This is a genomic window from Pseudomonas sp. GW822-FHT02E03 (assembly GCF_058802325.1).
Genome location: NZ_JBXAOA010000012.1, coordinates 126,882 through 151,539 on the forward strand (window position 1 = coordinate 126,882; position 24,658 = coordinate 151,539).

20 protein-coding genes are annotated in these 24,658 nt (G+C 60.1%); 8 read left to right on the plus strand and 12 right to left on the minus strand.

Features of this window, described 5'->3' with window-relative positions; translation table 11 throughout:
- Positions 1–130: 130 nt before the first annotated feature.
- The 3 genes from AC1RQB_RS12040 (at position 131) to AC1RQB_RS12050 (ending at position 4,505) form a co-directional block, all read left to right on the plus strand.
- Entirely contained in the window at positions 131–3,004 is a 2,874-nt protein-coding gene (locus AC1RQB_RS12040; RefSeq protein ID WP_008073565.1) for an EAL domain-containing protein, read from the plus strand.
- Between the two features lie 169 nt (positions 3,005–3,173).
- A complete protein-coding gene (gene hexR / locus AC1RQB_RS12045) occupies positions 3,174–4,040 on the plus strand; it encodes a transcriptional regulator HexR (RefSeq protein WP_007896526.1) in 867 nt (288 codons plus the stop codon).
- 252 nt (positions 4,041–4,292) lie between these two features.
- Positions 4,293–4,505, plus strand: coding sequence for a PA3496 family putative envelope integrity protein (locus AC1RQB_RS12050; protein WP_008073563.1), 213 nt, complete (start codon positions 4,293–4,295; stop codon positions 4,503–4,505).
- Here the strand turns inward: AC1RQB_RS12050 and AC1RQB_RS12055 are convergent.
- Positions 4,447–5,409 carry a LysR family transcriptional regulator gene (locus AC1RQB_RS12055; protein WP_008073561.1) on the minus strand — a complete coding sequence of 321 codons (963 nt, stop codon included), beginning with the start codon at positions 5,407–5,409 and terminating at the stop codon, positions 4,447–4,449. The genes AC1RQB_RS12050 and AC1RQB_RS12055 overlap by 59 nt on opposite strands.
- 190 nt (positions 5,410–5,599) lie before the next feature.
- Here AC1RQB_RS12055 and AC1RQB_RS12060 point away from each other — a divergent pair, with 190 nt between their 5' ends.
- Complete coding sequence (locus AC1RQB_RS12060; protein ID WP_007896523.1) at positions 5,600–7,015, plus strand: acetyl-CoA carboxylase biotin carboxylase subunit; 1,416 nt, start codon at positions 5,600–5,602, stop codon at positions 7,013–7,015.
- Between the two features lie 11 nt (positions 7,016–7,026).
- Positions 7,027–8,835, plus strand: coding sequence for a sodium-extruding oxaloacetate decarboxylase subunit alpha (gene oadA, locus AC1RQB_RS12065; protein WP_063342066.1), 1,809 nt, complete (start codon positions 7,027–7,029; stop codon positions 8,833–8,835).
- A 273-nt stretch (positions 8,836–9,108) separates the two neighbouring features.
- Here the strand turns inward: oadA and AC1RQB_RS12070 are convergent, their stop codons facing one another.
- Together AC1RQB_RS12070 and AC1RQB_RS12075 are read right to left on the minus strand one after the other, a co-directional pair.
- Positions 9,109–9,951 carry an amino acid ABC transporter permease gene (locus AC1RQB_RS12070; RefSeq protein ID WP_207267419.1) on the minus strand — a complete coding sequence of 281 codons (843 nt, stop codon included), beginning with the start codon at positions 9,949–9,951 and terminating at the stop codon, positions 9,109–9,111.
- Positions 9,948–10,769, minus strand: a complete 822-nt coding sequence (locus AC1RQB_RS12075) for an ABC transporter substrate-binding protein (protein WP_008073557.1) — start codon at positions 10,767–10,769, stop codon at positions 9,948–9,950. The genes AC1RQB_RS12070 and AC1RQB_RS12075 overlap by 4 nt, the downstream gene beginning before the upstream one ends.
- 111 nt (positions 10,770–10,880) lie before the next feature.
- Between AC1RQB_RS12075 and AC1RQB_RS12080 the strand changes: the two genes are divergently transcribed.
- Positions 10,881–11,780, plus strand: coding sequence for a homocysteine S-methyltransferase family protein (locus AC1RQB_RS12080; RefSeq protein ID WP_063342067.1), 900 nt, complete (start codon positions 10,881–10,883; stop codon positions 11,778–11,780).
- 99 nt (positions 11,781–11,879) lie between these two features.
- Here the strand turns inward: AC1RQB_RS12080 and AC1RQB_RS12085 are convergent, their stop codons facing one another.
- Genes AC1RQB_RS12085 through AC1RQB_RS12095 form a run of 3 tightly spaced genes read right to left on the minus strand, consistent with a single transcriptional unit; the run spans position 11,880 to position 13,645 of the window.
- Positions 11,880–12,548 carry a GNAT family N-acetyltransferase gene (locus AC1RQB_RS12085; RefSeq protein WP_063342068.1) on the minus strand — a complete coding sequence of 223 codons (669 nt, stop codon included), beginning with the start codon at positions 12,546–12,548 and terminating at the stop codon, positions 11,880–11,882.
- Positions 12,549–12,565: 17 nt separating this feature from the next.
- On the minus strand, positions 12,566–13,012 hold the full coding sequence (locus AC1RQB_RS12090; protein WP_008073550.1) for a GNAT family N-acetyltransferase: 447 nt from the start codon (positions 13,010–13,012) through the stop codon (positions 12,566–12,568).
- A gap of 9 nt (positions 13,013–13,021) precedes the next feature.
- On the minus strand, positions 13,022–13,645 hold the full coding sequence (locus tag AC1RQB_RS12095; RefSeq protein WP_063342069.1) for an FMN-binding negative transcriptional regulator: 624 nt from the start codon (positions 13,643–13,645) through the stop codon (positions 13,022–13,024).
- Between the two features lie 90 nt (positions 13,646–13,735).
- Between AC1RQB_RS12095 and pdxR the strand changes: the two genes are divergently transcribed.
- A complete protein-coding gene (gene pdxR, locus AC1RQB_RS12100) occupies positions 13,736–15,289 on the plus strand; it encodes a MocR-like pyridoxine biosynthesis transcription factor PdxR (protein WP_063342070.1) in 1,554 nt (517 codons plus the stop codon).
- A 15-nt stretch (positions 15,290–15,304) separates the two neighbouring features.
- Here pdxR and AC1RQB_RS12105 read toward each other — a convergent pair whose 3' ends face one another.
- From AC1RQB_RS12105 to aspA, 6 genes are all read right to left on the minus strand, one after another.
- On the minus strand, positions 15,305–16,405 hold the full coding sequence (locus AC1RQB_RS12105; protein WP_063342071.1) for a polyamine ABC transporter substrate-binding protein: 1,101 nt from the start codon (positions 16,403–16,405) through the stop codon (positions 15,305–15,307).
- Between the two features lie 12 nt (positions 16,406–16,417).
- A complete protein-coding gene (locus AC1RQB_RS12110) occupies positions 16,418–17,449 on the minus strand; it encodes a histone deacetylase family protein (RefSeq protein WP_063342072.1) in 1,032 nt (343 codons plus the stop codon).
- Positions 17,450–17,711: 262 nt separating this feature from the next.
- A complete protein-coding gene (locus AC1RQB_RS12115) occupies positions 17,712–18,710 on the minus strand; it encodes an AraC family transcriptional regulator (RefSeq protein ID WP_063342073.1) in 999 nt (332 codons plus the stop codon).
- A 173-nt stretch (positions 18,711–18,883) separates the two neighbouring features.
- Positions 18,884–19,888: an asparaginase gene (locus tag AC1RQB_RS12120; protein ID WP_063342074.1), complete on the minus strand. Its 1,005-nt coding sequence runs from the start codon at positions 19,886–19,888 to the stop codon at positions 18,884–18,886.
- A gap of 175 nt (positions 19,889–20,063) precedes the next feature.
- Positions 20,064–21,515: an alanine/glycine:cation symporter family protein gene (locus AC1RQB_RS12125; protein ID WP_008073537.1), complete on the minus strand. Its 1,452-nt coding sequence runs from the start codon at positions 21,513–21,515 to the stop codon at positions 20,064–20,066.
- Between the two features lie 538 nt (positions 21,516–22,053).
- Positions 22,054–23,478, minus strand: coding sequence for an aspartate ammonia-lyase (gene aspA, locus AC1RQB_RS12130; protein ID WP_008073535.1), 1,425 nt, complete (start codon positions 23,476–23,478; stop codon positions 22,054–22,056).
- A gap of 180 nt (positions 23,479–23,658) precedes the next feature.
- Here aspA and AC1RQB_RS12135 point away from each other — a divergent pair, with 180 nt between their 5' ends.
- A complete protein-coding gene (locus AC1RQB_RS12135; RefSeq protein WP_008073533.1) occupies positions 23,659–24,576 on the plus strand; it encodes a LysR substrate-binding domain-containing protein in 918 nt (305 codons plus the stop codon).
- Positions 24,577–24,658: the final 82 nt, after the last annotated feature.

Here is a 24,658-nt window from a genome sequence, read left to right on the forward strand (position 1 = left end):
GAGTCTATGCGGGTAGCCGATATTTTTGTCTGTTTTATGACCTGAGGCAGTTTGGTCCGGGCATTTGCTTGTGTATGCTCCGTTCACAATTCGGGCTCGCATGCTCACTATAAGAACAAGAACATTGCCTATGACCCTCAGCTCCGACCTGTCGGGCCCCTCTGTGGAGCCCCGGGTTATCCGCAAACAGTACGCCATGGAAATGGCGGTAGAACGCACGCGTCTGCTGTACCAGGGCTCACTGTTGCCTACGCTGTTCATGCTGATCAACGGTCTGGTGTGCGCCGGCTTGCTCTGGAGCCCGCAGCGTTACTTCGTGGTGAGCGTCTGGCTGATCTGGTTATTGTCGCTGGTGGCGTTGCGGGTGATTCAAGTCGCGGCTTTCGATTCGGCGATTCCCAACCGTCAGGCCCATCCGGTCTGGCGTCGTATGTTCATGCTCGGCTCTGCGATGACTGGCCTGACCCTGGCCGGTGCCGGCATCGCGTTGGTGCCCGCGGACAATTTCATGCAGCAAGCCTGGGTGTTCGGCCTGATCGGCGCCGCGGCGCTCTCGGCCAGCGTCGCCTATGCCGTCAGCCTGCCGGCTTTTCTGTCCTTTACCTTGCCCTGTCTGTTGCCGGCCATCGGCTATCTGTTCTGGGGCGGGGATGAACAGGAACAGGGCTGGGGCTGGTTTGGGCTGATATTGCTGGGTTCGTTGAGCGTGGTCGCCTGGCAGGTCAATCGGCTGATCAACCAGGGGTTGTTGCGGCGCTTTCAAAATCAGGCCCTGATCGAGCACTTGCAGCAGGCGCAACGTCGCAGCGATCAGCTCAACCACGAACTGGCCAAGGAAATCGACCAGCGCCGCCGCGCCGAAGACGAATTACGTGAAACCCAGGTCGATCTCGAAAATCGGGTCGTCCAACGCAGTCTGGAGCTGGACGCGGCCAACCAGGCCCTGAGCAAGAGCGAAGCGCGGCTGGCGCTGGCGTTGAAGGCGAGCGAACTCGGTTTGTGGGACTGGAACCTGCAGACAGACGAAGTCCATCACACTCAGCTCCAGGAGTTGTTCGGGCTAGAGCCGGAATACGTGACGGCGATGCTCCGCCACCTCAAGCCGAGGCTGCACCCCGACGACTTGCCAGCGCTGAAGAGGGCGCTGGTCGAGCATTTGAAGGGCCGTACCGAGGATTATCAGATCGAATATCGAGTACGGCATAGCGATGGCCATTGGGTCTGGATCGAGGACCGTGGTCGAGCGGTTGAGCGTAGCGAAAACGGCCGGGTGATCCGTATGGTCGGCACTCGACGCGATATCAGTGCCAGCAAGCACCTGGAAGAGCAGCGTCAACTGGCGGCGACGGTGTTCGAGGCCGCCAGCGAGGGCATCGTCATTCTTGACCCTAATTACGCGCTGATTGCTGCCAATCAGGCCTTCAGTCGGGTGACTGGCTATGACATCGACGACATGCTCGGGCGCAATGTGGTCGAGTTACCCTGCAGTCGCGACGCGCGCCGGCATTACGCAGCGATTCGTCAGGCGCTGGAGCTGCACGGTAGCTGGCAAGGCGAGTTGGTCGAAACGCGCAAGAATGGCGAGTTGTATCCGCAATGGTTGCAATTGAATGCGGTGCGTGATTCACGGGGAAAAGTGAGTCATATTGTCGGCTTCTTCGCTGATCTGTCTGCTCGGCGTGAGTCCGAAGAGCGCATGCGTTACCTCGCCCATTACGACGAGCTCACGGGATTGGCCAACCGATCGTTGTTCCGCGAACGGCTGCATGAGGCTCATCAACGGGTGCGTCAGGGCGGTCGGCGTAGCCTGGCACTGCTGCACATCAATCTGGATCGATTCAAGCTGCTCAACGACAGCCTCGGCCACGAAATCGCCGATCAGTTATTGCAGAAAATGTCCCGGCGTCTGGTCAATGCGCTGCCGGAAGCGGACACCATCGCCCGGTTGTCCGGTGATGAATTTGCAGTGCTGTTCGATACCTACGGCAACCTGTCGAGCCTGGCGCGCGTGGCGACCCGATTGTCGACCAAGCTGCGTTTGCCGATCACCGTCGAGGGTCATGAATTGGTGATGAGCGCGTCCATGGGCATCAGCCTGTTACCGGACACCGCGCGGGAGATTTCTGCGCTGGTCAGCCAGTCGAACATGGCCATGCAGCATGCCAAACACTTGGGCGGCAACAACTTCCAGTTTTATACCGACAGCCTGCAAGCCAGCACGCTCGAGCGTTTGCAGCTCGAGAACCAGTTGCGCAAAGCCATCGAAGAAAAGCAGTTGAAAGTGTTTTATCAACCGAAACTCTGCCTCGCCACCGGCCGGCTGAATGCCGCCGAGGCATTGGTACGCTGGCATCACCCGACTCTGGGCCAAGTGCCGCCGGGGAGTTTCATCGGCCTGGCCGAGGAAACGGGGCTGATCGGCGCTATTGGCGAGTTCGTTTTACGCCAGGCCTGTTGGCAAGCCTGCGAGTGGCAGCGTCAGGGACTGGAGCCGATTCGGGTGTCGGTCAATCTGTCGGTGCATCAGTTGCGACAGGGGAAACTGGTGAGCCTGGTGCGCCAGGTGCTGGAGGAAACCGGCCTGGCGCCGCACTACCTGGAACTGGAGCTCACCGAAAGCCAGTTGCTGGACAGCGTCGAGCACATCATTGCGACCTTCCAGCAGTTGCGCGACCTTGGGGTGAAACTGGCCATCGACGATTTTGGCACTGGCTATTCGTCGCTGAGCTATCTCAAGCGCATCCCTGTGGACTACGTGAAAATCGATCAGGCGTTTATCCGCGGTTTGGGGGAGAGCAGTGAGGATGCGGCGATCACCCGGGCGATCATTGCCATGGCCCATGGCCTGTCGTTGAAGGTGGTGGCTGAAGGGGTGGAGCGGCCGGAGCAGCTGGAGTTTCTGAAAGTCGAGCGCTGCGATGAAGTGCAGGGGTATTTGATCAGTCGTCCGGTCGAGGCCGCCAACCTGGCCGAGCTTTTACGTCGCGACGCCAACCCTTTGTAGCAGCAGGCTTCGCCAGCTGCGACAAGGACCGAGAGGGCTACATGGAGCGCATGGCGCATGAAATGGGGGCATTGAGTTACGCATTGAGCAGGCAAAAAGCCGATTCATGTAGTATAACTACAAGCGTGCTACATCCCCGGCACCTGCCAATAACAAAGAGTCCAGCCCCTTGAATCTGCTGCAACACATCGCCCAGTCCCGCCACCTGTTACGCAAGTCGGAGCTCAAAGTCGCCGACCACGTGCTGCTTGACCCTGCGGCGGTGATGCACAGCTCCATGGCCGACCTGGCCCACAGCGTGGGCATCAGCGAGCCGACCATCGTGCGGTTTTGCCGCGCCATTGGTTGCTCCGGGTTCCAGGATTTGAAATTGAAACTGGCGCAGAGCCTGGCGGCTGGCGCGAGCTTCGGGCAGTTCGCGATCCATGAAGACGATTCAGTCGCCGATTACAGCCTGAAAATCTTCGACACCACCCTGCATACGCTGATGGAGGTTCGCGAGAAACTCGATCCGGTGGAGTTGCAGAGGGCTGTGTCGCTCATGTCTCAGGCCCAGCGTGTCGAGTTCTATGGCTTCGGTGCGTCGGGCGCAGTGGCGGCGGATGCCCAGCACAAGTTCTTCCGTTTACTGCTGACTGCAGCGGCGTATTCCGACCCGCACATGCAGGCGATGTCGGCGGTCACTTTGAAGCCGAGCGACGTGGCGATTTGTATTTCCCAATCCGGGCGTTCCAAGGACCTGTTGATCACGGCCAATCTGGTGCGCGAGAGCGGCGCTTCGCTGATCACGTTGTGCCCGAGCCAGACACCGTTGGCCGAGTTGTCGACCGTCAATCTGGCGATCGATGTGCATGAAGACACCGAAATCTATACGCCACTGACGTCGCGCATTGCGCACCTGGTAGTGATCGATGTGCTGGCGATGGGCGTGGCCATGGCCCGCGGTCCGAGCCTGGTCAATCACCTGAAAAGCGTCAAACGCAGCCTTCGCAGCTTGCGGCTGTCGCCCAAATCGGTGAAAGCGCTGGACGATTGATTCTGATCTGAGATTGCTGGAAGGTCGTTCCGACCTTCATTCGCGGGCAAGCCCGCTCCCATAAGGATCGGCGGTGTTGCGCAAAAGGCGTGAACACCACCGAACCCTGTGGGAGTGGGCTTGCCCGCGAAGGCGTCCTTAAAAATACCCCTGTCATCCGCCATTGTTCACACCTCTGTAACCCTCCCGCCGCCAAACCGTCATCCCTGGCACCTATCTTGTAACTCCCGTACTCGCCTTGGGAGACTCGAAATGGCTCAGCCCTACGAAGAACGCAACAGCGCCGTCAAAACCCGTCGCCAGCAAGAAGATCAGCGCCGCATGGAATTTCGCCGCGCCATCGAAGATCGCTGCGAACGCCGCCAGCTACTGGCCGAAATTGGCGATTTTCCTGACGATCTGGAACTCAATTACTGGCAGGCGGCTCCCGCAGCTTCCCGTCGAAACGCTCAACCAGCGCGCTGATCTGCGCCCGTTCGCTGCGGATAAACGCAAGGAATGCATGGGCCACCGGTGACAGCCGTTTGGCCTTGGCCTGCACCAGGCACCAACTGCGGTACAGCGGCAGCTCTTCGACTGGCAACTCGATCAATCCGCCGGTTGCCAATTCAAGGTTCAGGGCGTGGCGCGTCAACAGCGCCACGCCCAGACCCGCCAATACGCATTCACGCTGCGCTTCGGCCGAGGCCACCTCCTGGGTTTGGGTGAAGTGCACACGTTTCTCTTTGAAATACTCTTCGCAAGCCAGTCGCGTGCCGGAACCGTGTTCGCGCAACAGCAACGTGTAGGGCTCAAGATCCTGCAAGCGCAGCGGGCCCATGTGACACAGTGGATGATCCGGCGGCGCCACGGCGACAATCGGGTTGTTGAGGAACGGTAGAAACTCCAGCCCCATGTCCTGTGGGACCATCGACATGATCACCAGATCATCACGGTTATCCGACAGGCGCCGGATGACCTGGCCACGGTTGACCACCGTCAGGTGCAGGTTCACTTCGGGATGCTGGCGTTTGAAGGCGGCAAACAGGTGCGGTACGAAATACTTGGCGCTGGATTCCACCGCCAGTTTCAGCTGACCCTGCAGTGAGCCTTGCATGTCCGACAGCTGCATATCGAGGTTTTCCAGGCGCCCGAAAATGTCCCGGCTGGCGCGCTGCAGTGCTTCGGCCGCCTCGGTCATGTAGAGTTTTTTGCCGACATAATCGAATAACGGTTGGCCGATCAGCTCTTCGAGTTGACGAATCTGTAGGCTCACGGCAGGTTGTGTGAGAGACATTTCGTCGGCTGCACGGCTGTAGGACCTTAAGTCGCACACCTCATTGAAGATCTGCAATTGACGCAACGTCATACGCATCAATGACTTACGCATTTTCTAGAGACCCTGAGCGGAGGCTGATGCTTCAACTATAAGTCTTTGCTTATGTGTAACCCAATTATTATTCATTTTTGTTAATCCCTTGCGAAGGCTAGTGTGGAGCTGCGACTGAATTGAAACATTTGGTCACGCGTCGACCTGGTGTGACAGGTCGTGGGTACCACCGGCTCAAGGGAACCTCCAAGTGATAAAAAAGATCCTGATTGCCAACCGTGGTGAGATTGCCGTACGAATCGTGCGCGCCTGCGCCGAAATGGGCATTCGCTCGGTCGCGATCTATTCCGACGCCGACCGCCATGCCTTGCATGTGAAGCGTGCGGACGAGGCCCACAGCATCGGTGCCGAGCCACTGGCCGGCTACCTCAACCCGCGCAAGCTGGTGAATCTGGCGGTGGAAACCGGTTGCGACGCGTTGCACCCCGGCTACGGCTTCCTTTCGGAAAATGCCGAGCTGGCAGACATCTGCGCCGAACGCGGTATCAAATTCATTGGTCCATCGGCTGAAGTGATTCGCCGCATGGGCGACAAGACCGAAGCGCGCCGCAGCATGATCAAGGCTGGCGTACCGGTCACCCCGGGCACCGAAGGCAACGTGTCGGGCATCGAAGAAGCCCTGACCGAAGGCGACCGCATCGGTTACCCGGTAATGCTCAAGGCCACCTCCGGTGGTGGCGGCCGCGGCATTCGTCGCTGCAACAGTCGCGAAGAACTCGAACAAGCCTTTCCGCGGGTCATTTCCGAAGCCACCAAGGCTTTCGGTTCGGCGGAAGTGTTCCTGGAAAAATGCATCGTCAATCCGAAACACATCGAAGCGCAGATCCTCGGCGACAGCTTCGGCAACGTGGTGCACCTGTTCGAGCGTGATTGCTCGATCCAGCGTCGCAACCAGAAGCTGATCGAGATCGCTCCGAGCCCGCAACTCACCCCGGAACAGCGCGCCTACATCGGCGACCTGTCGGTGCGTGCGGCCAAGGCTGTGGGTTACGAGAACGCTGGCACCGTGGAGTTCCTGCTCGCCGAGGGCGAGGTGTACTTCATGGAAATGAACACCCGGGTGCAGGTGGAACACACCATCACCGAAGAAATTACTGGCATCGACATTGTGCGCGAGCAGATCCGCATCGCGTCCGGCCTGCCGCTTTCGGTGAAACAGGAAGACATCCAGCACCGCGGTTTCGCGTTGCAGTTCCGGATCAACGCCGAAGACCCGAAAAACAACTTCCTGCCGAGCTTCGGCAAGATCACCCGTTACTACGCGCCCGGCGGCCCTGGAGTGCGCACTGATACGGCGATCTACACCGGTTACACCATTCCGCCGTTCTACGATTCCATGTGTCTGAAACTGGTGGTCTGGGCGCTGACCTGGGAAGAGGCGATGGACCGTGGCTTGCGAGCTCTGGACGACATGCGTCTGCAAGGGGTCAAGACCACCGCCGCGTATTACCAGGAAATCCTGCGTAACCCGGAATTCCGTAGCGGCCAGTTCAACACCAGCTTCGTTGAAAGCCACCCTGAACTGACCAACTACTCGATCAAGCGCAAACCCGAAGAGCTGGCCCTGGCCATCGCCGCCGCCATCGCCGCCCACGCAGGCCTGTGAGGAATAGAACAATGAGCAAACAAATCCACGTTACCGACACAATCCTGCGCGACGCCCACCAATCGCTGCTCGCCACCCGCATGCGCACCGAAGACATGCTGCCGATCTGCGACAAGCTCGACAAAGTCGGCTACTGGTCGCTGGAATGCTGGGGCGGCGCGACCTTCGACGCCTGCGTACGCTTCCTGAAAGAAGACCCGTGGGAGCGTCTGCGCCAACTGCGCGCGGCCTTGCCTAACACGCGTCTGCAAATGCTCCTGCGTGGCCAGAACCTGCTGGGCTACCGCCATTACAGCGACGACGTGGTCAAAGCCTTCGTTGCCAAGGCGGCAGTCAATGGCATCGACGTGTTCCGCATTTTCGATGCGATGAACGACGTGCGTAACCTGCGAGTCGCCATCGAAGCGGTAAAAGCTGCCGGCAAGCATGCCCAGGGCACCATCGCCTACACCACCAGCCCGGTGCACACCATCGAGGCGTTCGTGGCCCAAGCCAAACAAATGGAAGCCATGGGTTGCGACTCCGTGGCGATCAAGGACATGGCTGGCCTGTTGACCCCGTACGCCACTGGCGAGTTGGTCAAGGCTCTGAAAAGCGAGCAATCGCTGCCCGTGTTCATTCACTCCCACGACACCGCCGGTCTGGCCGCGATGTGCCAACTCAAGGCCATCGAAAACGGCGCCGACCACATCGACACCGCAATCTCCAGCTTCGCTTGGGGCACCAGCCACCCGGGTACCGAGTCGATGGTCGCCGCCCTTAAAGGCAGCGAGTTCGACACCGGCTTGAACCTGGAACTGCTGCAAGAGATCGGTCTGTACTTCTACGCCGTGCGCAAGAAGTACCACCAGTTCGAAAGCGAATTCACCGCTGTCGACACCCGCGTTCAAGTCAACCAGGTTCCGGGCGGGATGATTTCCAACCTCGCCAACCAGTTGAAAGAGCAGGGCGCGCTGAACCGCATGAGCGAAGTGCTGGCGGAAATCCCTCGCGTTCGCGAAGACCTCGGCTTCCCGCCGCTGGTGACCCCGACCTCGCAAATCGTCGGCACCCAGGCGTTCTTCAACGTGCTGGCCGGCGAGCGCTACAAAACCATCACTAATGAAGTGAAGCTCTACCTGCAAGGCGGCTACGGCAAAGCGCCGGGCACCGTGAACGAAAAACTGCGTCGTCAGGCGATCGGCAGCGAAGAAGTGATCGACGTGCGTCCGGCCGATCTGCTCAAGCCGGAAATGACCAAACTGCGTGCCGAAATCGGTGCCGTGGCCAAGTCTGAAGAAGACGTTCTGACCTACGCCATGTTCCCGGACATCGGCCGCAAATTCCTCGAAGAACGTGCAGCCGGCACCCTCGTACCGGAGGTGCTGTTGCCAATTCCGGAAGCGGGCGGCGTGACGTCGGCCGGCGGCGAAGGCGTGCCGACCGAGTTCGTCATCGACGTTCACGGCGAAACCTACCGCGTCGACATCACTGGTGTGGGCGTCAAGTCGGAAGGCAAGCGCCACTTCTATCTGTCCATCGACGGCATGCCGGAAGAAGTGGTGTTCGAACCGCTCAACGAATTCGTCAGCGGCGGTAGCAGCAAGCGCAAGCAAGCCACTGCACCGGGCCACGTCAGCACCACCATGCCGGGCAACATCGTCGATGTCCTGGTCAAGGAAGGCGACACCGTGAAAGCCGGCCAGGCCGTGCTGATCACCGAAGCGATGAAGATGGAAACCGAAGTCCAATCGGCCATCGCCGGCAAAGTCACCGCCATCCACGTGGCCAAGGGCGACCGGGTGAACCCGGGCGAAATACTGATCGAGATCGAAGGCTGAGTTAACAGCCTCGATATACCGCTTTAAACCTCGGGGGGGCATGTGCTCCCCTTTTTTTTCGCCCGGTATTTGGGAGCGCCACAATCCTTGTGTGGGAGCGGGCTTGCTCGCGAATGCGGAGTATCAGCCAATATGAATGCTGAATGTAACGCCGCATTCGCGAGCAAGCAGGATCTCCGCACCGCCGCGCCCACAAGGCTTACTGTGCTGAATCAGTGAGACAAGGCGAGTGAATCCCGAGTAGGAGCTGCCGAAGCCTGCGATCTTTTTGCTTTAAACCTGGCTACGGCTCAAATACGCCTTCCCATAATGCCGCTCCATCCGCGCCTGAATCAGCTCCAGTCCAATCGACATCAGCCAATAAATAATCGCCGCTGTCGTGAGCATCTCGATATAGCGATAACTCGAGCGCCCATACGATTGCGCCAGGAACATCACTTCCCAAACCCCCATCACCGAAATCAGTGACGAGTCTTTGAGCATGGAAATGAACTGGTTGGTGGTGGGCGGGATGATGGTGCGCATGGCCTGGGGCAGGGTGACGCGCCAGAAGATCACGGTTTCGCGCATGCCCAGGGCCAATGACGCTTCGCGTTGGCCATGGGGGACGCCGAGGATGCCGGCGCGGAAGATTTCGCTCAGGTACGCGCCGTAGTTCAGCGACAGGGCAATGATGCCGGCGGCGATGGCGCCGGGCACGATGCCAAGTTGTGGCAGGCCGAGGTAGATCAGCAGGATCTGGATCAGCAGCGGTGTACCGCGAAAGAACGAGGCATAGAAGCTCGCGATACCGAACGCCACCGCGCTTTTCGACAACCGAGCCAAAGCCGTGATGAAGCCCAGCAGTGATGACGCCACGATCGAGCACAGGCACAAAAACAGCGTCAGCGCTGCGCCTTGCAGAAAGCCGTTGGGCGCCAGGTGCAGGCCGATCAGGTTCGGCAGTTTGTCGAGGATGATCGAGAACTTCAGGTCGAAGCTCAGGAAGAAACTCGCGAACAAGCCGAACATCGCTGCCCAGGTCAGGTACAGCCGCGTGCGGAAACCGAAAATCCGTTGCAGCATCGACTCAGCCACCGGTTGCGGCGGCTGAGGTGGTTTGGGGAAAGAAGTCATTTGCTGATGTCGGCACCGATCCATTTTTGCGACAGCTTGCTCAAGGTGCCGTCCTGTTTCAACTGGGCAAACACATCACGCACTTTGGCGTCCCACTGGGCGTCGCCTTTTTCGATGGCCACCGAGTTCGGCTCCGAGTACAGGGGCTCACCGGCGAGCTTGAAGCGCTTGTCTTCGTTCAGGCGTGGTTGTGCGGTCACCAGGTTGGTGAGAATCGCGTCCAGACGCACGCCAGTGCCCAGGCCCAAATCCTGGAACGCGACGTTGTCGGTGTCATACGGGGCGATCTGCACATTCTCGAACGGGTATTGCAGTTGGGTGTCTTCGGCGCCTTCGATCACCAGGTTTTTGTTCAGGTAGCTTTCATAGCTGGAGGCGCTGGTGAGGCCGACTTTTTTGCCGCTCAGGTCCTTGGCGCTATGAATACTGTCGTCCTTGGCGTTGACCACGATCACGGCAGGGGAGGCGTAGTACTCCACCGGGAAGTCGAAGACTTCGGCGCGGGCTTTGCTCGGGGTCATGGAGCAGATGCAGATGTCGTAACGCCCGCTCCAGCGACCGGCGGCGATCACGTCCCAGGACGGCGTTTCGAGGCGCAATTTGACGCCCAGTTTGTCCGCTACGGCCTTGGCCACGTCTACGTCGAAACCGTCGAGCTGGTTTTGATCGTTGAGGAATGAGAAGGGTGGATAGCTTTCCATCAACACGCCCACCAGTTCTTTCTTTTGCTCGATGCGGTCCAGTGTGGCGCCCGCAAAGGCTTGAGTGGAGGCAGCCAGAATCGTCAGGCCCAGGGCCAGCAGTGGTTGAAATTTCACAGTTGATCCCTGAAAAAAAGAGGTTGTTATTAACCGTACGGTGCGTATTAAATAGTTATAAGAACGACTCTGATAGTGAGTTATTTTCATAAGCTTATGAGTGAAAAGCATATGGGCGCAGGCAGCACGGTAATTCTGGATGGCGGCATGGGTCGTGAGCTGCAGCGCCGAGGGGCGCCGTTCAGGCAGCCTGAATGGTCGGCGCTGGCCTTGAGCGAAGCGCCGCAAGCGGTGGAGGCGGTGCACGCGGCTTATATCGAAAGCGGTGCCAATGTGATCACCAGCAACAGTTACGCGGTGGTGCCGTTCCATATTGGCGAAGAGCGTTTCGCGGCTGAAGGTCAGGCTCTTGCGGCGTTGGCCGGTGAGCTGGCTCGGCGTGCAGTCGATGCGGCGGGCAAACCGGTGCGCGTGGCCGGGTCATTGCCGCCGTTGTTCGGCTCCTATCGCCCGGACTTGTTCGATGCAGCGCGGGTGACTGAGCTGCTGACGCCTCTGGTCAATGGCCTGGCGCCTCATGTCGACCTGTGGCTGGCGGAAACCCAGAGCTCGATCGTCGAGGCACGGGCGATCCATGCCGGTCTGCCGAAGGATGGCAAGCCGTTCTGGCTGTCGTTTACCCTGAAGGATGAAGACGCCGACGAAGTGCCGCGTTTGCGCTCCGGTGAGCCTGTGGCTGAGGCCGCTGCAGTGGCGGCTGAGTTGGGCGTCGAGACTTTGCTGTTCAATTGCAGCCAGCCAGAAGTGATTGGCGCTGCGATTGATGCGGCGCGGGAAACCTTCGAACGCTTGGGGGTGAAGATTCACATTGGCGCGTACGCCAATGCCTTCCCGCCGCAGCCGAAAGAGGCCACGGCCAACGACGGTCTGGACCCGTTGCGCGACGATCTCGACCCGCCGGGGTATCTGCAATGGGCGGCTGATTGGCAGAAGCGTGGGGCCAGCCATTTGGGTGGTTGCTGCGGGATCGGGCCGGAGCATATTGCGGTGTTGGCGCAAAAGTTGGCTTAAAAAGAAAGATCAAAAGATCGCAGCCTTCGGCAGCTCCTACATGGGAACGCATTCCAATGTAGGAGCTGCCGAAGGCTGCGATCTTTTGCTATTGGGACTTTACCGGCACTCCGCCAACGTTTTCACCTGCCCCGACCCCGTCTGGTTCTCATCCGACAGCCATCGTTCGAACCCCGCGCCAATCGCTGGCCATTCCGAATCCAGAATCGAATACCACGCGGTGTCTCGGTTCTGACCCTTGACCACCATGTGCTGGCGGAACACCCCTTCAAAAGTGAACCCCAACCGCTGCGCCGCATACTTGGAACGGGCATTGCCGTTGTTGCATTTCCATTCCAGACGCCGATAACCCAAGACAAAGGATTCCCTGGCCAGCAGGTAAACCGCCTCGGTACTTTTCGGGGAACGCTGCATCGCTGCGCCGAAGGTCACATGGCCGATCTCGATGCGACCCTGAGCAGGGACAATCGACATCAGGCTGAGGATGCCCTGGACGTCGCCGCTGGCACGGTCGATCACCGTGAAGAAATACGGATCGCTGTTGGCCGCGTGATTGTTCAGCCAATCGTTGAAAGCGCTGCGTTCCGGGAAAGGACCATAGGGCAAATAATCCCAGAGCTTCGGATCCGAGCCCGGGCCTTCCAGGGCTTCCCACAAGCCGTCGGCGTGACGGGCCGGGTCAAGTTTTTCCAGGCGGATGAAACGCCCTTCGATCAGTTGAACCGAGGGTGGCGGAACACCTTTCCAGTCCGCGAGTGAAGTCGACATGCTGCTCTCCTTGAACCTTATAGGGCGTGGCGAAACTGGATGAAACCGGGACGCTCGGCGATGCGCTCATAGAGCTGGATCGCGGTGGCGTTGGTTTCGTGGGTCAGCCAATGAACCTTGCAGCACCCATCGGCCTTGGCCGTGGTGTAGACGAATTCGATCAGTTGCCGACCGACGCCGGTGCCGCGGGTTTCTGGCGTCACCAGCAAGTCTTGCAGATAGCAGGAGTTTTCGATGCTCCAGTTCGAGCGGTGATAGATGAAATGCACCATGCCCACCGCTTTGCCGTCGGCCCAGGCCAGCGCCCCGTGAGTCGGTTCGCTCGGGTCGAGCAGGCGCTGCCAGGTGCTCTGGGTGACTGCGTCGGGCAATTCGGTGTTGTAGAAGCGCAAGTAGGCTTGCCACAGCGGCAGCCAGGCGGCGTGATCGTCGGCGGTAACCTGGCGGATGTCGATCTGACTCATGTTCGTTCCTTATGGCATCAAGTGGGCGAGGGCCTGGTCGTGAACATCAGGGCTGGCGGCCAGCCCTTCGCGCACACCGGCGATGTCTGCGGGACTACGGTTTTGACTGAGCTTGCGTTTGCCCTCCAGCCGCTGGATCGGCAAGGCAAAACCGACGATGGCCTTGAGCATGCCGTCGATATAGTCGGCGGGGGCATCGGCAACCTTCCACGGCTGGGGGCGACCGGCTTCATGGCGCTCGGTCAATGCGCTGACCAGATCGCGCAGGCGATCGGTATCGGTGAACACTTCGCCAGTGCCATAAGCGTGTACGGCCACATAGTTCCAGGTTGGCACCACTTTGCCGTGTTCGGCTTTGGCCGGATAAAACCCTGGGCTCACATAAGCGTCGGCGGCGGCAAATATCACCAGCGCTTCAGCGCCGTTCTGCAGTTCCTTCCATTGCGCATTGGCTTTGGCGAAGTGGCCGTAGAGGGTTCCATTCGGGCCGTGGTCAGCATTCAGCAGCAGAGGCAAATGACTGGCCTGCAGGCCTTGCACACCGTGGGTGACCAAAACGCCAAGACGGGCGCCGAGGATGTGCTGATGCAGCTCATTCAAATCATTGATGGCGAAATTGCTGGGCGTATACATGGAAATATTCCTTGGCGAATGCCTGCATCCTAGGCAGGCTATTGGTCTGTTGTAAGAGCCATTAATGACCAATTTCATAGGTCCATTACCATGTCGAATACGCCGCTTCCCTCGTCGTTCAATCCGGCGGGTATCGAACTCGACCGCCGCCAGGGCCTGAGTCGTCAGCTCTATCAAGCGCTGCGGGTGCGAGTGCTCGACGGACGACTGGCCAGCGGCACACGACTGCCAGCCAGTCGCGATCTGGCGGCGGCGTTATCGATTTCCCGTAACAGCGTGGTCCGTGCCTACGATCAGCTTTACGCTGAGGGCTTCATCGAGGGGCGTGTTGGCGACGGGACTTATGTCGCGCAATTGCCTCAGGCCGCGGTGTCGGTGAAAAAATTATCCACAAAAGTATCCACAGGGTTTTCAACAGGGTTACCCACAGCCTTATCCACAAATTGGCTGGATTTACCTGTGGTTTCATCCAGTAAAGTTATCCACAGCGGTGCTTTGGGCCGGGTTGAAAAGAACCATTTGACCTTGCCTCCCAGTGGTCCGCCTCGGGCATTTCGGGTCGGCGTTCCAGCCTTCGATCTGTTTCCTTTCGAGGTCTGGGCCAAGCTGAATGCGGCTTTCTGGCGTAAGCCGGATTTAGAACAACTGTGTTACGGCGACCCAGCGGGTGATGCACGATTGCGTGGGCTGATTGCTGCGTACTTGCGCAGTTCGCGGGGCATGCAATGCACGGCTGAGCAAATTGTGATCACCAGTGGCGCACAACAGGGGATTAGCCTTTGTGCACAGTTGCTGGTGGAGCCTGGCGATGGGGTGGGGATTGAAAATCCGGGGTATCGAGCGGCGGGTCATGCGTTCGCTGTAGCCGGCGCGCGATTGCACGGGATAGCGGTGGACAGTGAGGGTATTGATTGCACCGAATTGGCGGCGCTCAGCGATTGTCGATTGGCTTACGTCACGCCGTCGCATCAGTACCCGACCGGGGTGGTCATGAGTCTGGCGCGACGTCTTGAATTGTTGGCCTGGGCCGAACGCACCCAAGGGTGGATCGTCGAGGATGACTACGATGGCGAATACCGTTACAGCGGTGCACCACTAGCGCCGTTGGCTGCACTGGATCGACAGGGGCGGGTGCTGTATGTCGGAACCTTCGGCAAGGTCGCATTCCCGGCATTAAGACTGGGTTATCTGGTGTTGCCGCCCGGATTGGTTGAGGCGTTCTCCCAGCGTCGTGCGGTGGACGTACGGCACTCGGAGGTCAGCACCCAGGCGGTAATGGCCGAGTTCATGGCCGCCGGGCATTTCCAGCGGCATATCCGACGTATGCGCCGCGCTGCGTTGAGTCGGCGTAACGTGTTGCTCAATGGCTGGCCTGTGGATATCCCGGGCGTCGGTAAGCTGCCCAGCGTGGCGGCCGGTTTGCACCTGACGGTACGTGTCGACAGCGTGACTCGTGAGCGCGAATTGATTGAACAAGCCACCAGCGTCGGGGTGGAGATCAATGGTTTGAGCAGTTATTGGCTGCCAGACACGACGCTTCCCGAGGACCAGCGAGCGGGGCTGGTCCTGGGGTTCGCCGCAGTGCCGGAGACGGCTATCGAATCGGCACTGGCGAGGCTCAAAGAGATCTGGCGCCCGGTGTGAGTCGCGCCGCCCGGATCAGGTGCCGGACTTGATCTTGGTCCAGGCCCGGGTCCGCGCCCGCTCGGCATCGCGAGGCAACGGTTGCAGGGTGTACAGCGTGCTCATCGCCGCTTCGGTCGGGTACAGGTTCGGGTTGTTGCGGATCGCCGGGTCGACCATTTCCGTGGCGTCCTTGTTCGGGTTCGGATAGCCGACGAAGTCGCTGACCGGTGCAATGACCTGGGGTTGCAGCAGGTAGTTGATGAAGGTGTAGGCGTCTTCCGGGTTTTTCGCGCCTTTGGGGATCGCGAGCATGTCGAACCAGATCGGCGCGCCTTCTTTGGGCAGGCGCATGTCGACGATCACGCCATTCTTGGCTTCCTTGGCGCGGTTGGCGGCCTGGGAGAAGCTGCCGGAGTAACCGACCGCGACGCAGATGTCACCGTTGGCGATGTCGGCCATGTACTTGGACGAATGGAAGTAGGTGATGTACGGACGGATCTTCATCAGCAGCGCTTCAGCCTTGGCGTAGTCCGCCGGCTTCTTGCTGTTGGGGTCCAGGCCCAGGTGTTGCAGGGCCAGCGGCAGGATCTCTGACGGCGAGTCGAGCAGGGCTACGCCGCACTGTTTGAGTTTGCTGATGTTCTCTTCCTTGAAGATCAGGTCCCAGCTATCCACCGGTGCGTTGTCGCCCAAAGCTGCCTTGATCTTGTCCGGGTTGAAGCCGATCAGGATGGTCCCGTACATGTACGGCACGGCGAATTTGTTGCCCGGGTCGTTGGCTTCGATCAACTTCATCAGCTTGGGATCGAGGTGATTCCAGTTCGGCAGTTTGCTGCGGTCCAGCGGCTGGAACACCCCGGCCTCGATCTGCTTGGCGAGGAACACATTGGACGGCACCACCACGTCGTAACCGGAGTTGCCGGTCAGCAGCTTGGCCTCCAGTGCTTCGTTGGTGTCGAAGATGTCGTAGACCAGTTTGGTCTGGGTGTTCTGGGCCTTGAAATCTTCCAGCGCTTTGGGGGTGATGTAGTCAAACCAGTTGTACACCCGCAACGTGCGCTCTTCGGCGTGAACGGCACCACTGAATACGGTGGCGTATAGCACTGGAACGATAAGACGCTTGAGTCGATTCATTGTTCTAATTCCTCATTGGGCGCTTTCAAAACCTTCGAGAACGTTCACGGCGTTGATGCCGATTTCTTCTACGGCGTAACCGCCTTCCATCACGAACAGCGTCGGCTTGCCGAGGCCCGCGATGCGCGCGCCCATCGCCAGGTAATCCGGGCTGTCGAGTTTGAATTGGGAGATCGGGTCGTCCTTGAACGTATCGACGCCCAGGGATACGACGACGATGTCGGCGCCGTACTGTTCGATCTCTTTGCAGGCCTGCTCCAGCGCCGCGCTCCAGCGGTCCCAGCCTGAGCCGGCGGGCAAAGGGTAGTTGAAGTTGAACCCTTCACCCGGGCCTTCACCGTGTTCGTCTTCGTAGCCGAGGAAGAACGGAAACTCGGCTTCCGGATGGCCGTGGATCGAGGTGAACAGCACGTCGCTGCGTTCATAGAAAATCGATTGGGTGCCGTTGCCGTGGTGGTAATCGACATCGAGGATCGCGACCTTTTCGTGGCCCTGATCGAGGAATGCCTGAGCGGCGATGGCAGCGTTGTTGAGGTAGCAATAACCGCCCATCAAGTCGCTGGCGGCATGGTGTCCCGGTGGACGGCACAAGGCGAAGGCACTGCGGGCACCGCGCTGGATTTGCGCTTGGGCCGTGAGCGCAACTTGCGCCGCGCTATACGCGGCTTGCCAGGTGCCGGCGGTAATCGGTGCACCGCCGTCGAAACTGTAATAGCCGAGCTGGCCGTGCAGGCTGGTGGGCATGACCCGGCGCAACGTGCGAGCTGGCCAGGTGTAGGGCAGCAAGTCGCCGTCGGTATTGAATTCGGTCCAGCGCGCCCAGGCCCCTTTGAAGAAGTCGAGGTAATCGCGGCTGTGGATGCGCTCGATCGGTCCGAGGCCGAAATCCTGAGGCGCCTCGACCGGGCCCAGATGGCGGGACTGTACGCGTGCCAGCACATGGTCGGCCCGCGAGGGCATTTCGAAGCAGGGCATCAGTTGCCCGTCCATCAATTCACAACGGCCGTGATGCAGGTGGTGATCGTGCGAGTAGATCGTCAGCATTCTTGTTCTCCGCAGGCTGATTGGTTGCACACAGTCTTGCGGCGGGCGGCGTTTGGGAGAACGGCAGGAAAGGCCAAAAGGGGATCGATATGGCCAAAAGATTTGACCGAAATTCGCCCCTTATTGGTGCTGCGATGCTCCCGTGTCAGGCGTGGAATGCCGAACCTGTGGGAGCGGGCTTGCCCGCGAAAGCGGTGGCCCAGCCAATGGAGATGCGTCGAATGTACTGGCCTCTTCGCGGGCAAGCCCGCTCCCACAGGGGTTATCGGTGTGGCCTGAACTGGCTGGGTGCCACGCCACTCCAGCGCACAAACGCATGGCGGAAACTTGCGGTCTCGCTGAACCCCAACGCCTCGGCAATCCGATAGATCGGCAATTGATCTTCGCAGAGCATTCGCTTGGCCTGCTCGAAGCGCAATTCATCGAGCAGTTCCTGATAGCTGCAGCCCAGGTCCTTCAGATGTCGACGCAGGGTGCGCGCCGAGCAGTTCAACTGTTCGGCCAGCCCATCCAGGCCCGGGGCGGCGTTGAGTTGCGCAGCGAGTAGTTGGCGGATACGCCCGAGCCAGGCCTGGCGCCCGGTGAACTCGGTGTTTTGCTTGCGACAGCGTTCGGCCATGGCCTGGTGCGTGATGGCGTCGGCCAGAGGCAGGGGTTGTTCGAGCCAGCGCTTATCGAAGGCAAAGGCATTGGACACAGCATCGAACTGCAAGGGGCAGTCGAAACGCTCGGCGTAGCGCGCCTGATAATCCGGCGCCGGGTGTTCGAAGCGGGCGCCGAGCAGCGGCAGAGGGTGGCCGAGCAAGTCTTCGCAGGTGACTTTCATCGAGACCAGGCAAAACTCAACATTGAAGGGCGCCAGCGCCGGATTCTCCCGATAGTCGCCCGCGGTGAGCCAGATGCGCTCGCCATCCTCTTCCAGACTCAACTCGAACAGTGTTCCCAATAGCGCCGGATAGTGCAGCGCCAACCGCAAGGCGTCACCTAAAGTGGCGCTGGTGAGTAAGGCGTACCCGAGCATGCCGTAGGACGAAACATGCATTCGCCGGCCCAGTTCCAGGCCGATATCGCGACGTAACGCGACGGCGTTGGCACAAACCAGCATCTCTTGATTGGTGGTGATGCGCGTGTCCGCCCGGCTCAGATCCGCCGCGCTGATGCCGCTGCCTGCCAATAACGCTTCGCTGGACAGGCCTTCGGCCTTGAAGGTGTTGAGCACCAGGGAGACGGCATTGAGGGTGGTGAGGTGAGAGTGGAGCATGGGGTGTTCCAGTCTTTAAGTAACTGGAAGCGAGCAAGTTATATGCCCAACGACGATCCTGTGGGAGCGAGCTTGCTCGCGAAAGCGTCCTGTCAGTCACATTGATGCAGGATATGCTGCCGTCTTCGCGAGCAAGCCCGCTCCCACAGGGTTTTGTGTTGTGTCAGCTCAATTCAGCTCAGTTCGCCGCACAGGTCGAGCTCAACCAGCCGTCGAACTTCAGTGGTCTCAAGCCCTGCACCCAGTAGGGCATGCAATTTGCCGAATGCCGCCTCGCGAGTCATGCCGCCACCGGACAACACACCGGCGTCACGCAAGCGGCTGCCCGCCTCGTACACGTCGAGCTGCACACCACCTTCATGGCATTGCGTAACCGCGACCACCACCACACCTTTGTCCCGCGCCCGTTCCAGGCTGGCGAGAAACGCGGGGTTGTCGCTTGGCCCGGTACCGCTGCCATAACATTCCAGCACCAGGCCCTGAATACCGCTGTTGAGCAAGCCATCCAGTTGCTCGGCGCCGATGCCGGGGAACAGGGGTAGCGCTGCGACCTTCGCCAGCTGTTTAGGCTGGTTGTAGTTCAGCTGCGCCGGCACGGAAGTCGCCTTCACGCCGCCGCCCTGACGCTCCAGCCGTTTGAACGGATGACGGCCGAAACTGCGAACCTTGGCGCAACGGGTCGGGTCGAGCAGTTCGCTGTGGAAATACAGATGAACGCCCGGCGCCAAGCCCTGGCCCAGAGCAACCAACGCACCGCTGAGGTTTTCCCAGGCATCGCTGTCGGTCACGCCGGCCGGCAACATGGAGCCGGTGAACACAACGCGGGCATGCAGGCCGAGCAGCTGAAAGCTCATGGCCGCGGCGCTGTAGGCCAGGGTGTCGGTGCCATGCAGGATCAACACGCTGTCACAGCCCTGGACATCAACGGCGTCGACCACCGCTTCACGCAGTTGCTGCCAGTAGGCGGGCGTCATGTTGGCGCTGTCGATCAGTGGCGCCATCTCGCGAAAGCGCCATTGCGGCACCACCAGTTCAGGCTGGCTGTGCAGATACTCGCGCATCCGCGCTTCGAAACCGGACGCCGGGGCCAGCCCGTGGGCACTGGCTTGCATGCCGATGGTGCCGCCGGTGTAGAGCACCATGACGTGCTGGGCAGCAGGAAAAGTCGAGGAATTCATGGAGGTTCTCCGAAAACGATGTGGGAGCGAGCCTGCTCGCGATGGCAGCGATGCGGTCTCAAGCTCGAACCAGAACGGCAGCATCAAAAAAGCTGCCACAACCTACGACCGAGCATGACGCCGGTCGCAAGCTGTGTCACGCCGGGCGCAGAGGGTGCGCCCGGTTTTTTACCGATCAGCGTTGCGCTGCGGTCACGCCTTGCGGCTCGGCTGCGGCCGTAGGAGCGGCGGCTGGCGGATTGGCCGGCCAGGCTTTCAGGTCCAGGTCCAGATCCGGGAATTTGCTCGAATCGAACACCGGGGTCTTGATGCCGGCAGCGCGCTGGTCATCGTAGTCACGCAGGATGCGCATGCCGACCTTGAACAGCAGGAACAGCGCGATCAGGTTAACGAACGCCAGCATTGTCATGGTGATGTCGGCGAAGGCGAACACGGTGCCGAGGTTTTCGATGGCACCCCAGAAAATCAATACCAGTACCAGCGCGCGGTAGCCGATCAGCGCCTTGCGGTTTTCACCGACCATGAAGCGCAGGTTGTTCTCGCCCAGATAGTAGTTGTAGAGGATCGAGGTGAACACGAACAATGCCAGGGCCACGGAGATGAACATCCGGCCCCAGTCACCGACCACGGCAGCCAGGGAGTTTTGGGTCAGGGCAATGCCGTCGCCTTCAAAGCCCGGGGTGTAGAAGCCCGACAGCAGGATCAGCAACGCGGTGCAGGTGCAGATCACGAAGGTGTCGAGGAACACGCTGAACGCTTGAACCACGCCTTGCGAGACCGGGTGCTCGACCGAGGCCACTGCGGCCACGTTCGGCGCACTGCCCAGGCCTGCTTCGTTGGCGAACACGCCGCGCTTCACGCCCATGACGATGGCGCTGCCGATCAGGCCGCCGAACGCCTGGTCCAGACCGAAGGCGCTTTTGACGATGGTCATCAACATGCCCGGAACGTGATCGAACTGCAGCACGATCACGTAGATGGTCACGCCGATGTACACCAGGGTTTTCACCGGTACCAGCAGGTCAGCGACCTTGGCGATCCGCTTGATACCGCCGATGAACACCAGACCCAGCAATACCGCCAGGCCCAGCCCGGTGTAAGTGGTGTCGAGGCCGAAGGCATTGTTCAGCGAGTGGGTTACGGCGTGGGCTTGCAGGCCGTTGAAGGCGAAGCCGAAGGTGATCAGCAGCAGGAACGCCATGATCATGCCCAACCAGCGTTTCTGCAGGCCGTGCTGAATGTAGAAGGACGGGCCGCCACGGAACTGGCCTTCGGAGTCGCAGCGCTTGTAGAGCTGGCCGAGGGAGCATTCGAAGAAGCTGCTGGACATGCCGACCAGCGCGGTCACCCACATCCAGAACACGGCACCGGGGCCACCGAGGGTCACGGCAATGCCGACACCGGCGATGTTACCCGCACCGACGCGGCCGGCGAGGCTGAGCATCAGGGCCTGGAACGAGCTGAGTTGACCGGCGCTGCTGCGCAAGCTGTCACGGAACACCGCGAACATGTGGAAGAAATGACGGAACTGGACGAAACGCGAGCGGATCGTGAAGTAGCTACCGAGCCCAACAATGAGCACGATCAGTACTTTCCCTGAGAGGAAGTCGTTGATGACTTCGAGCATGGATTATTCCTCGCTATTTTTTGTGTGTGCGAATGCTGGGTGGTTGACACATCGCGTTACACCCGCTTGTGCGCGGCACAACAGGTGAGGCGAAGGTTCGTCCCGGTTCCATTTCGCGGGTTTGTTATTAGTTCGGGTTCGCATGGGTTTGGGCCTCGTTACCGACGACCGCTCACGCGAAGAGGGCCGGCACTATACATAGGAGAGTGCCATCCGTCTGCACGGTTGTGGTGCAAGCGACGAAACGAAGCTTTGAAACACCCGACGTTACCGGCGTCGGGCTTATGTAGAAGCTGCTCTTTTGTGGGAGCGGGCTTGCTCGCGAATGCGGTTTGATATCCACCATTGCGGGTGACTGACGCACCGCCTTCGCGAGCAAACCCGCTCCCACATTTTTCAGCTTCCAGACATTCTGTTTGTGGCTGCCAAAGAGTTAAAAAAAAGGGCTTGAGGGAGTAAATCCCCAAGCCCTCAAAAGGTGAGAGGTGTCTAGTCCCTCGACCTGGTGAGCGTGCTCTTCAAAAGAGCCGGCGTTTGGTCAAGCCTTCAGAGGCACCAGACGCGGAGCAATCATGTTTTCCGGGCGCAGGATGTCGGCGAGCATTTCTTCGTCGAGCAAGCCTTCTTCGCGCACCAGTTCCAGCACGCCGCGGCCGCTTTCAAGCGCGATACGGGCAATGCGAGTGGCGTTTTCATAGCCGATGTACGGGTTCAGTGCGGTGACCAGGCCGATCGAGTGTTCGACCAGTTCACGGCAGCGCTCTTCGTTGGCGGTGATGCCGACGATGCAGTGCTCGCGCAGCATGTCCATGGCGCGCTGCAGCAGGCGGATCGAGTCGAAGATCTTGAAAGCGATCAGCGGCTCCATCACGTTCAATTGCAGCTGGCCGCCTTCGGCCGCGATGGTCAGGGCCAGGTCGTTGCCGATGATCTGGAACGCCACCTGGTTCACGGCTTCCGGGATTACCGGGTTGACCTTGCCTGGCATGATCGAGCTGCCTGGCTGACGCGCTGGCAGGTTGATTTCGTTGATGCCGGTGCGTGGGCCGCTGGACAGCAGACGCAGGTCGTTGCAGATCTTCGACAGCTTGACCGCGGTGCGCTTGAGCATGCCGGAGAACAGCACGAAGGCGCCCATGTCGGAGGTGGCTTCGATCAGGTCGGCGGCTGGCACCAGTGGGTGACCGCTGATGGTCGCCAGGCGTTGCACGGCCAGGTGCTGGTAGCGCGGGTCGGCGTTGATGCCGGTGCCGATCGCGGTGCCGCCCAGGTTCACTTCGGTCAGCAGCTCTGGCGCCAGCGTCTTCAGGCGTGCCAGGTCTTCGCCCAATGTGGTGGCGAAGGCGCGGAATTCCTGGCCCAGGGTCATTGGCACGGCGTCTTGCAGCTGGGTGCGACCCATTTTCAGAACGTGGTTGAACTCTTGACCCTTGGCGGCGAACGACTGGATCAGGCTGTCGAGGCTGGCCAGCAGCGCGTCGTGACCCAGCAGCAGACCCAGACGGATCGCGGTCGGGTAGGCGTCGTTGGTCGACTGCGCCATGTTGACGTCGTTGTTCGGGTGCAGGTACTGGTATTCGCCCTTGCTGTGGCCCATGGCCTCCAGCGCGATGTTGGCGATGACTTCGTTGGCATTCATGTTGGTCGAAGTGCCAGCGCCGCCTTGAATCATGTCCACCACGAATTCTTCGTGGAAATCGCCGCGGATCAATCGGGCACAAGCTTCGCTGATAGCAGCGTGCTTGGCTTCGCTCAGGTGACCCAACTCGCGGTTGGCGTCAGCGGCGGCCTGCTTGACCATTGCCAGACCGACAACCAGTTTCGGGTAATGCGAAATCGGAACGCCAGAGAGGCGGAAGTTGTTCACCGCTCGCAGGGTCTGGATGCCGTAATACGCTTGAGCAGGTACTTCGAGTACGCCAAGCAGGTCTTTTTCTGTGCGGAAAGATGCAGCGGAGGACATGATAGAAATCATCTCGATATGGACCCGGTCTGTGCCGGAACACTGCAAATGCTAGGCTTGTGAAGAATTTTGGGCCAATGCTGTTAAACACTAGCCTATGCACATTCGGCATAATGCCCGTGTGACGCCGCGTGTGCGGCGAGCGTGTGACCTAAATTGGTGCGTGTCCGGGAGGGCGTGATGAATCTGGAAAGTAAATGGCTCGAGGACTTTAGTGCTCTGGCTGCCACCCGCAGCTTCTCCCAGGCAGCTGAACGACGTTTCGTGACTCAGCCGGCATTCAGTCGACGGATCCGCAGCCTCGAAGCCGCGCTGGGGCTGACCCTGGTGAATCGCTCTCGCACGCCGGTCGAGCTGACGGCGGCGGGGCAGTTGTTTCTCGTTACCGCGCGAACCGTGGTCGAACAGCTGGGTGAAGTGCTGCGCCACCTTCATCACCTGGAAGGCGGGCAGGGCGAGGTGATGCAAGTCGCCGCCGCGCACTCCCTGGCGCTGGGTTTCTTCCCGCGCTGGATCGCGCAGTTGCGCAACGAAGGGCTGAACATCGCCACGCGACTGGTGGCGACCAACGTTGGCGATGCGGTGCATGCATTGCGCGAAGGCGGCTGCGATTTGATGCTGGCGTTTTATGACCCGGACTCCGCGATGCAAATGGACCCGGAGATTTTTCCGTCGCTGCATCTGGGAGACACCGAAATGCTCCCTGTCTGCGCCGCCGATGCCGATGGCAAACCATTATTCGACCTGGAAGGCGAAACCAGCGTGCCGCTGTTGGCCTACAGTGCCGGTGCGTTTCTCGGGCGCTCGGTCAACATGCTGTTGCGCCAGCGGGCCCTCAGGTTTACCACTATTTACGAAACCGCCATGGCCGACAGCCTGAAAAGCATGGCGCTGGAAGGCCTTGGCATCGCCTGGGTACCGCAACTGAGCGTGCGCGCCGAACTGGCTCGCGGTGAGTTAGTCGTCTGCGGCGGCCCGCAATGGCATGTGCCACTGGAGATCCGTCTGTACCGCTGCGCATTGGTGCGCAAGGCCAATGTGCGGTTGCTCTGGCGCAAGCTTGAAGGTGGTGCAGCCCAAGGCACGACGGGTATCTGAGACCAATGAAGATCCAATGTGGGAGCGGGGGGGGGGGGGGGGGGGGGGGGGGGGGGGGGGGGGGGGGGGGGGGGGGGGGGGG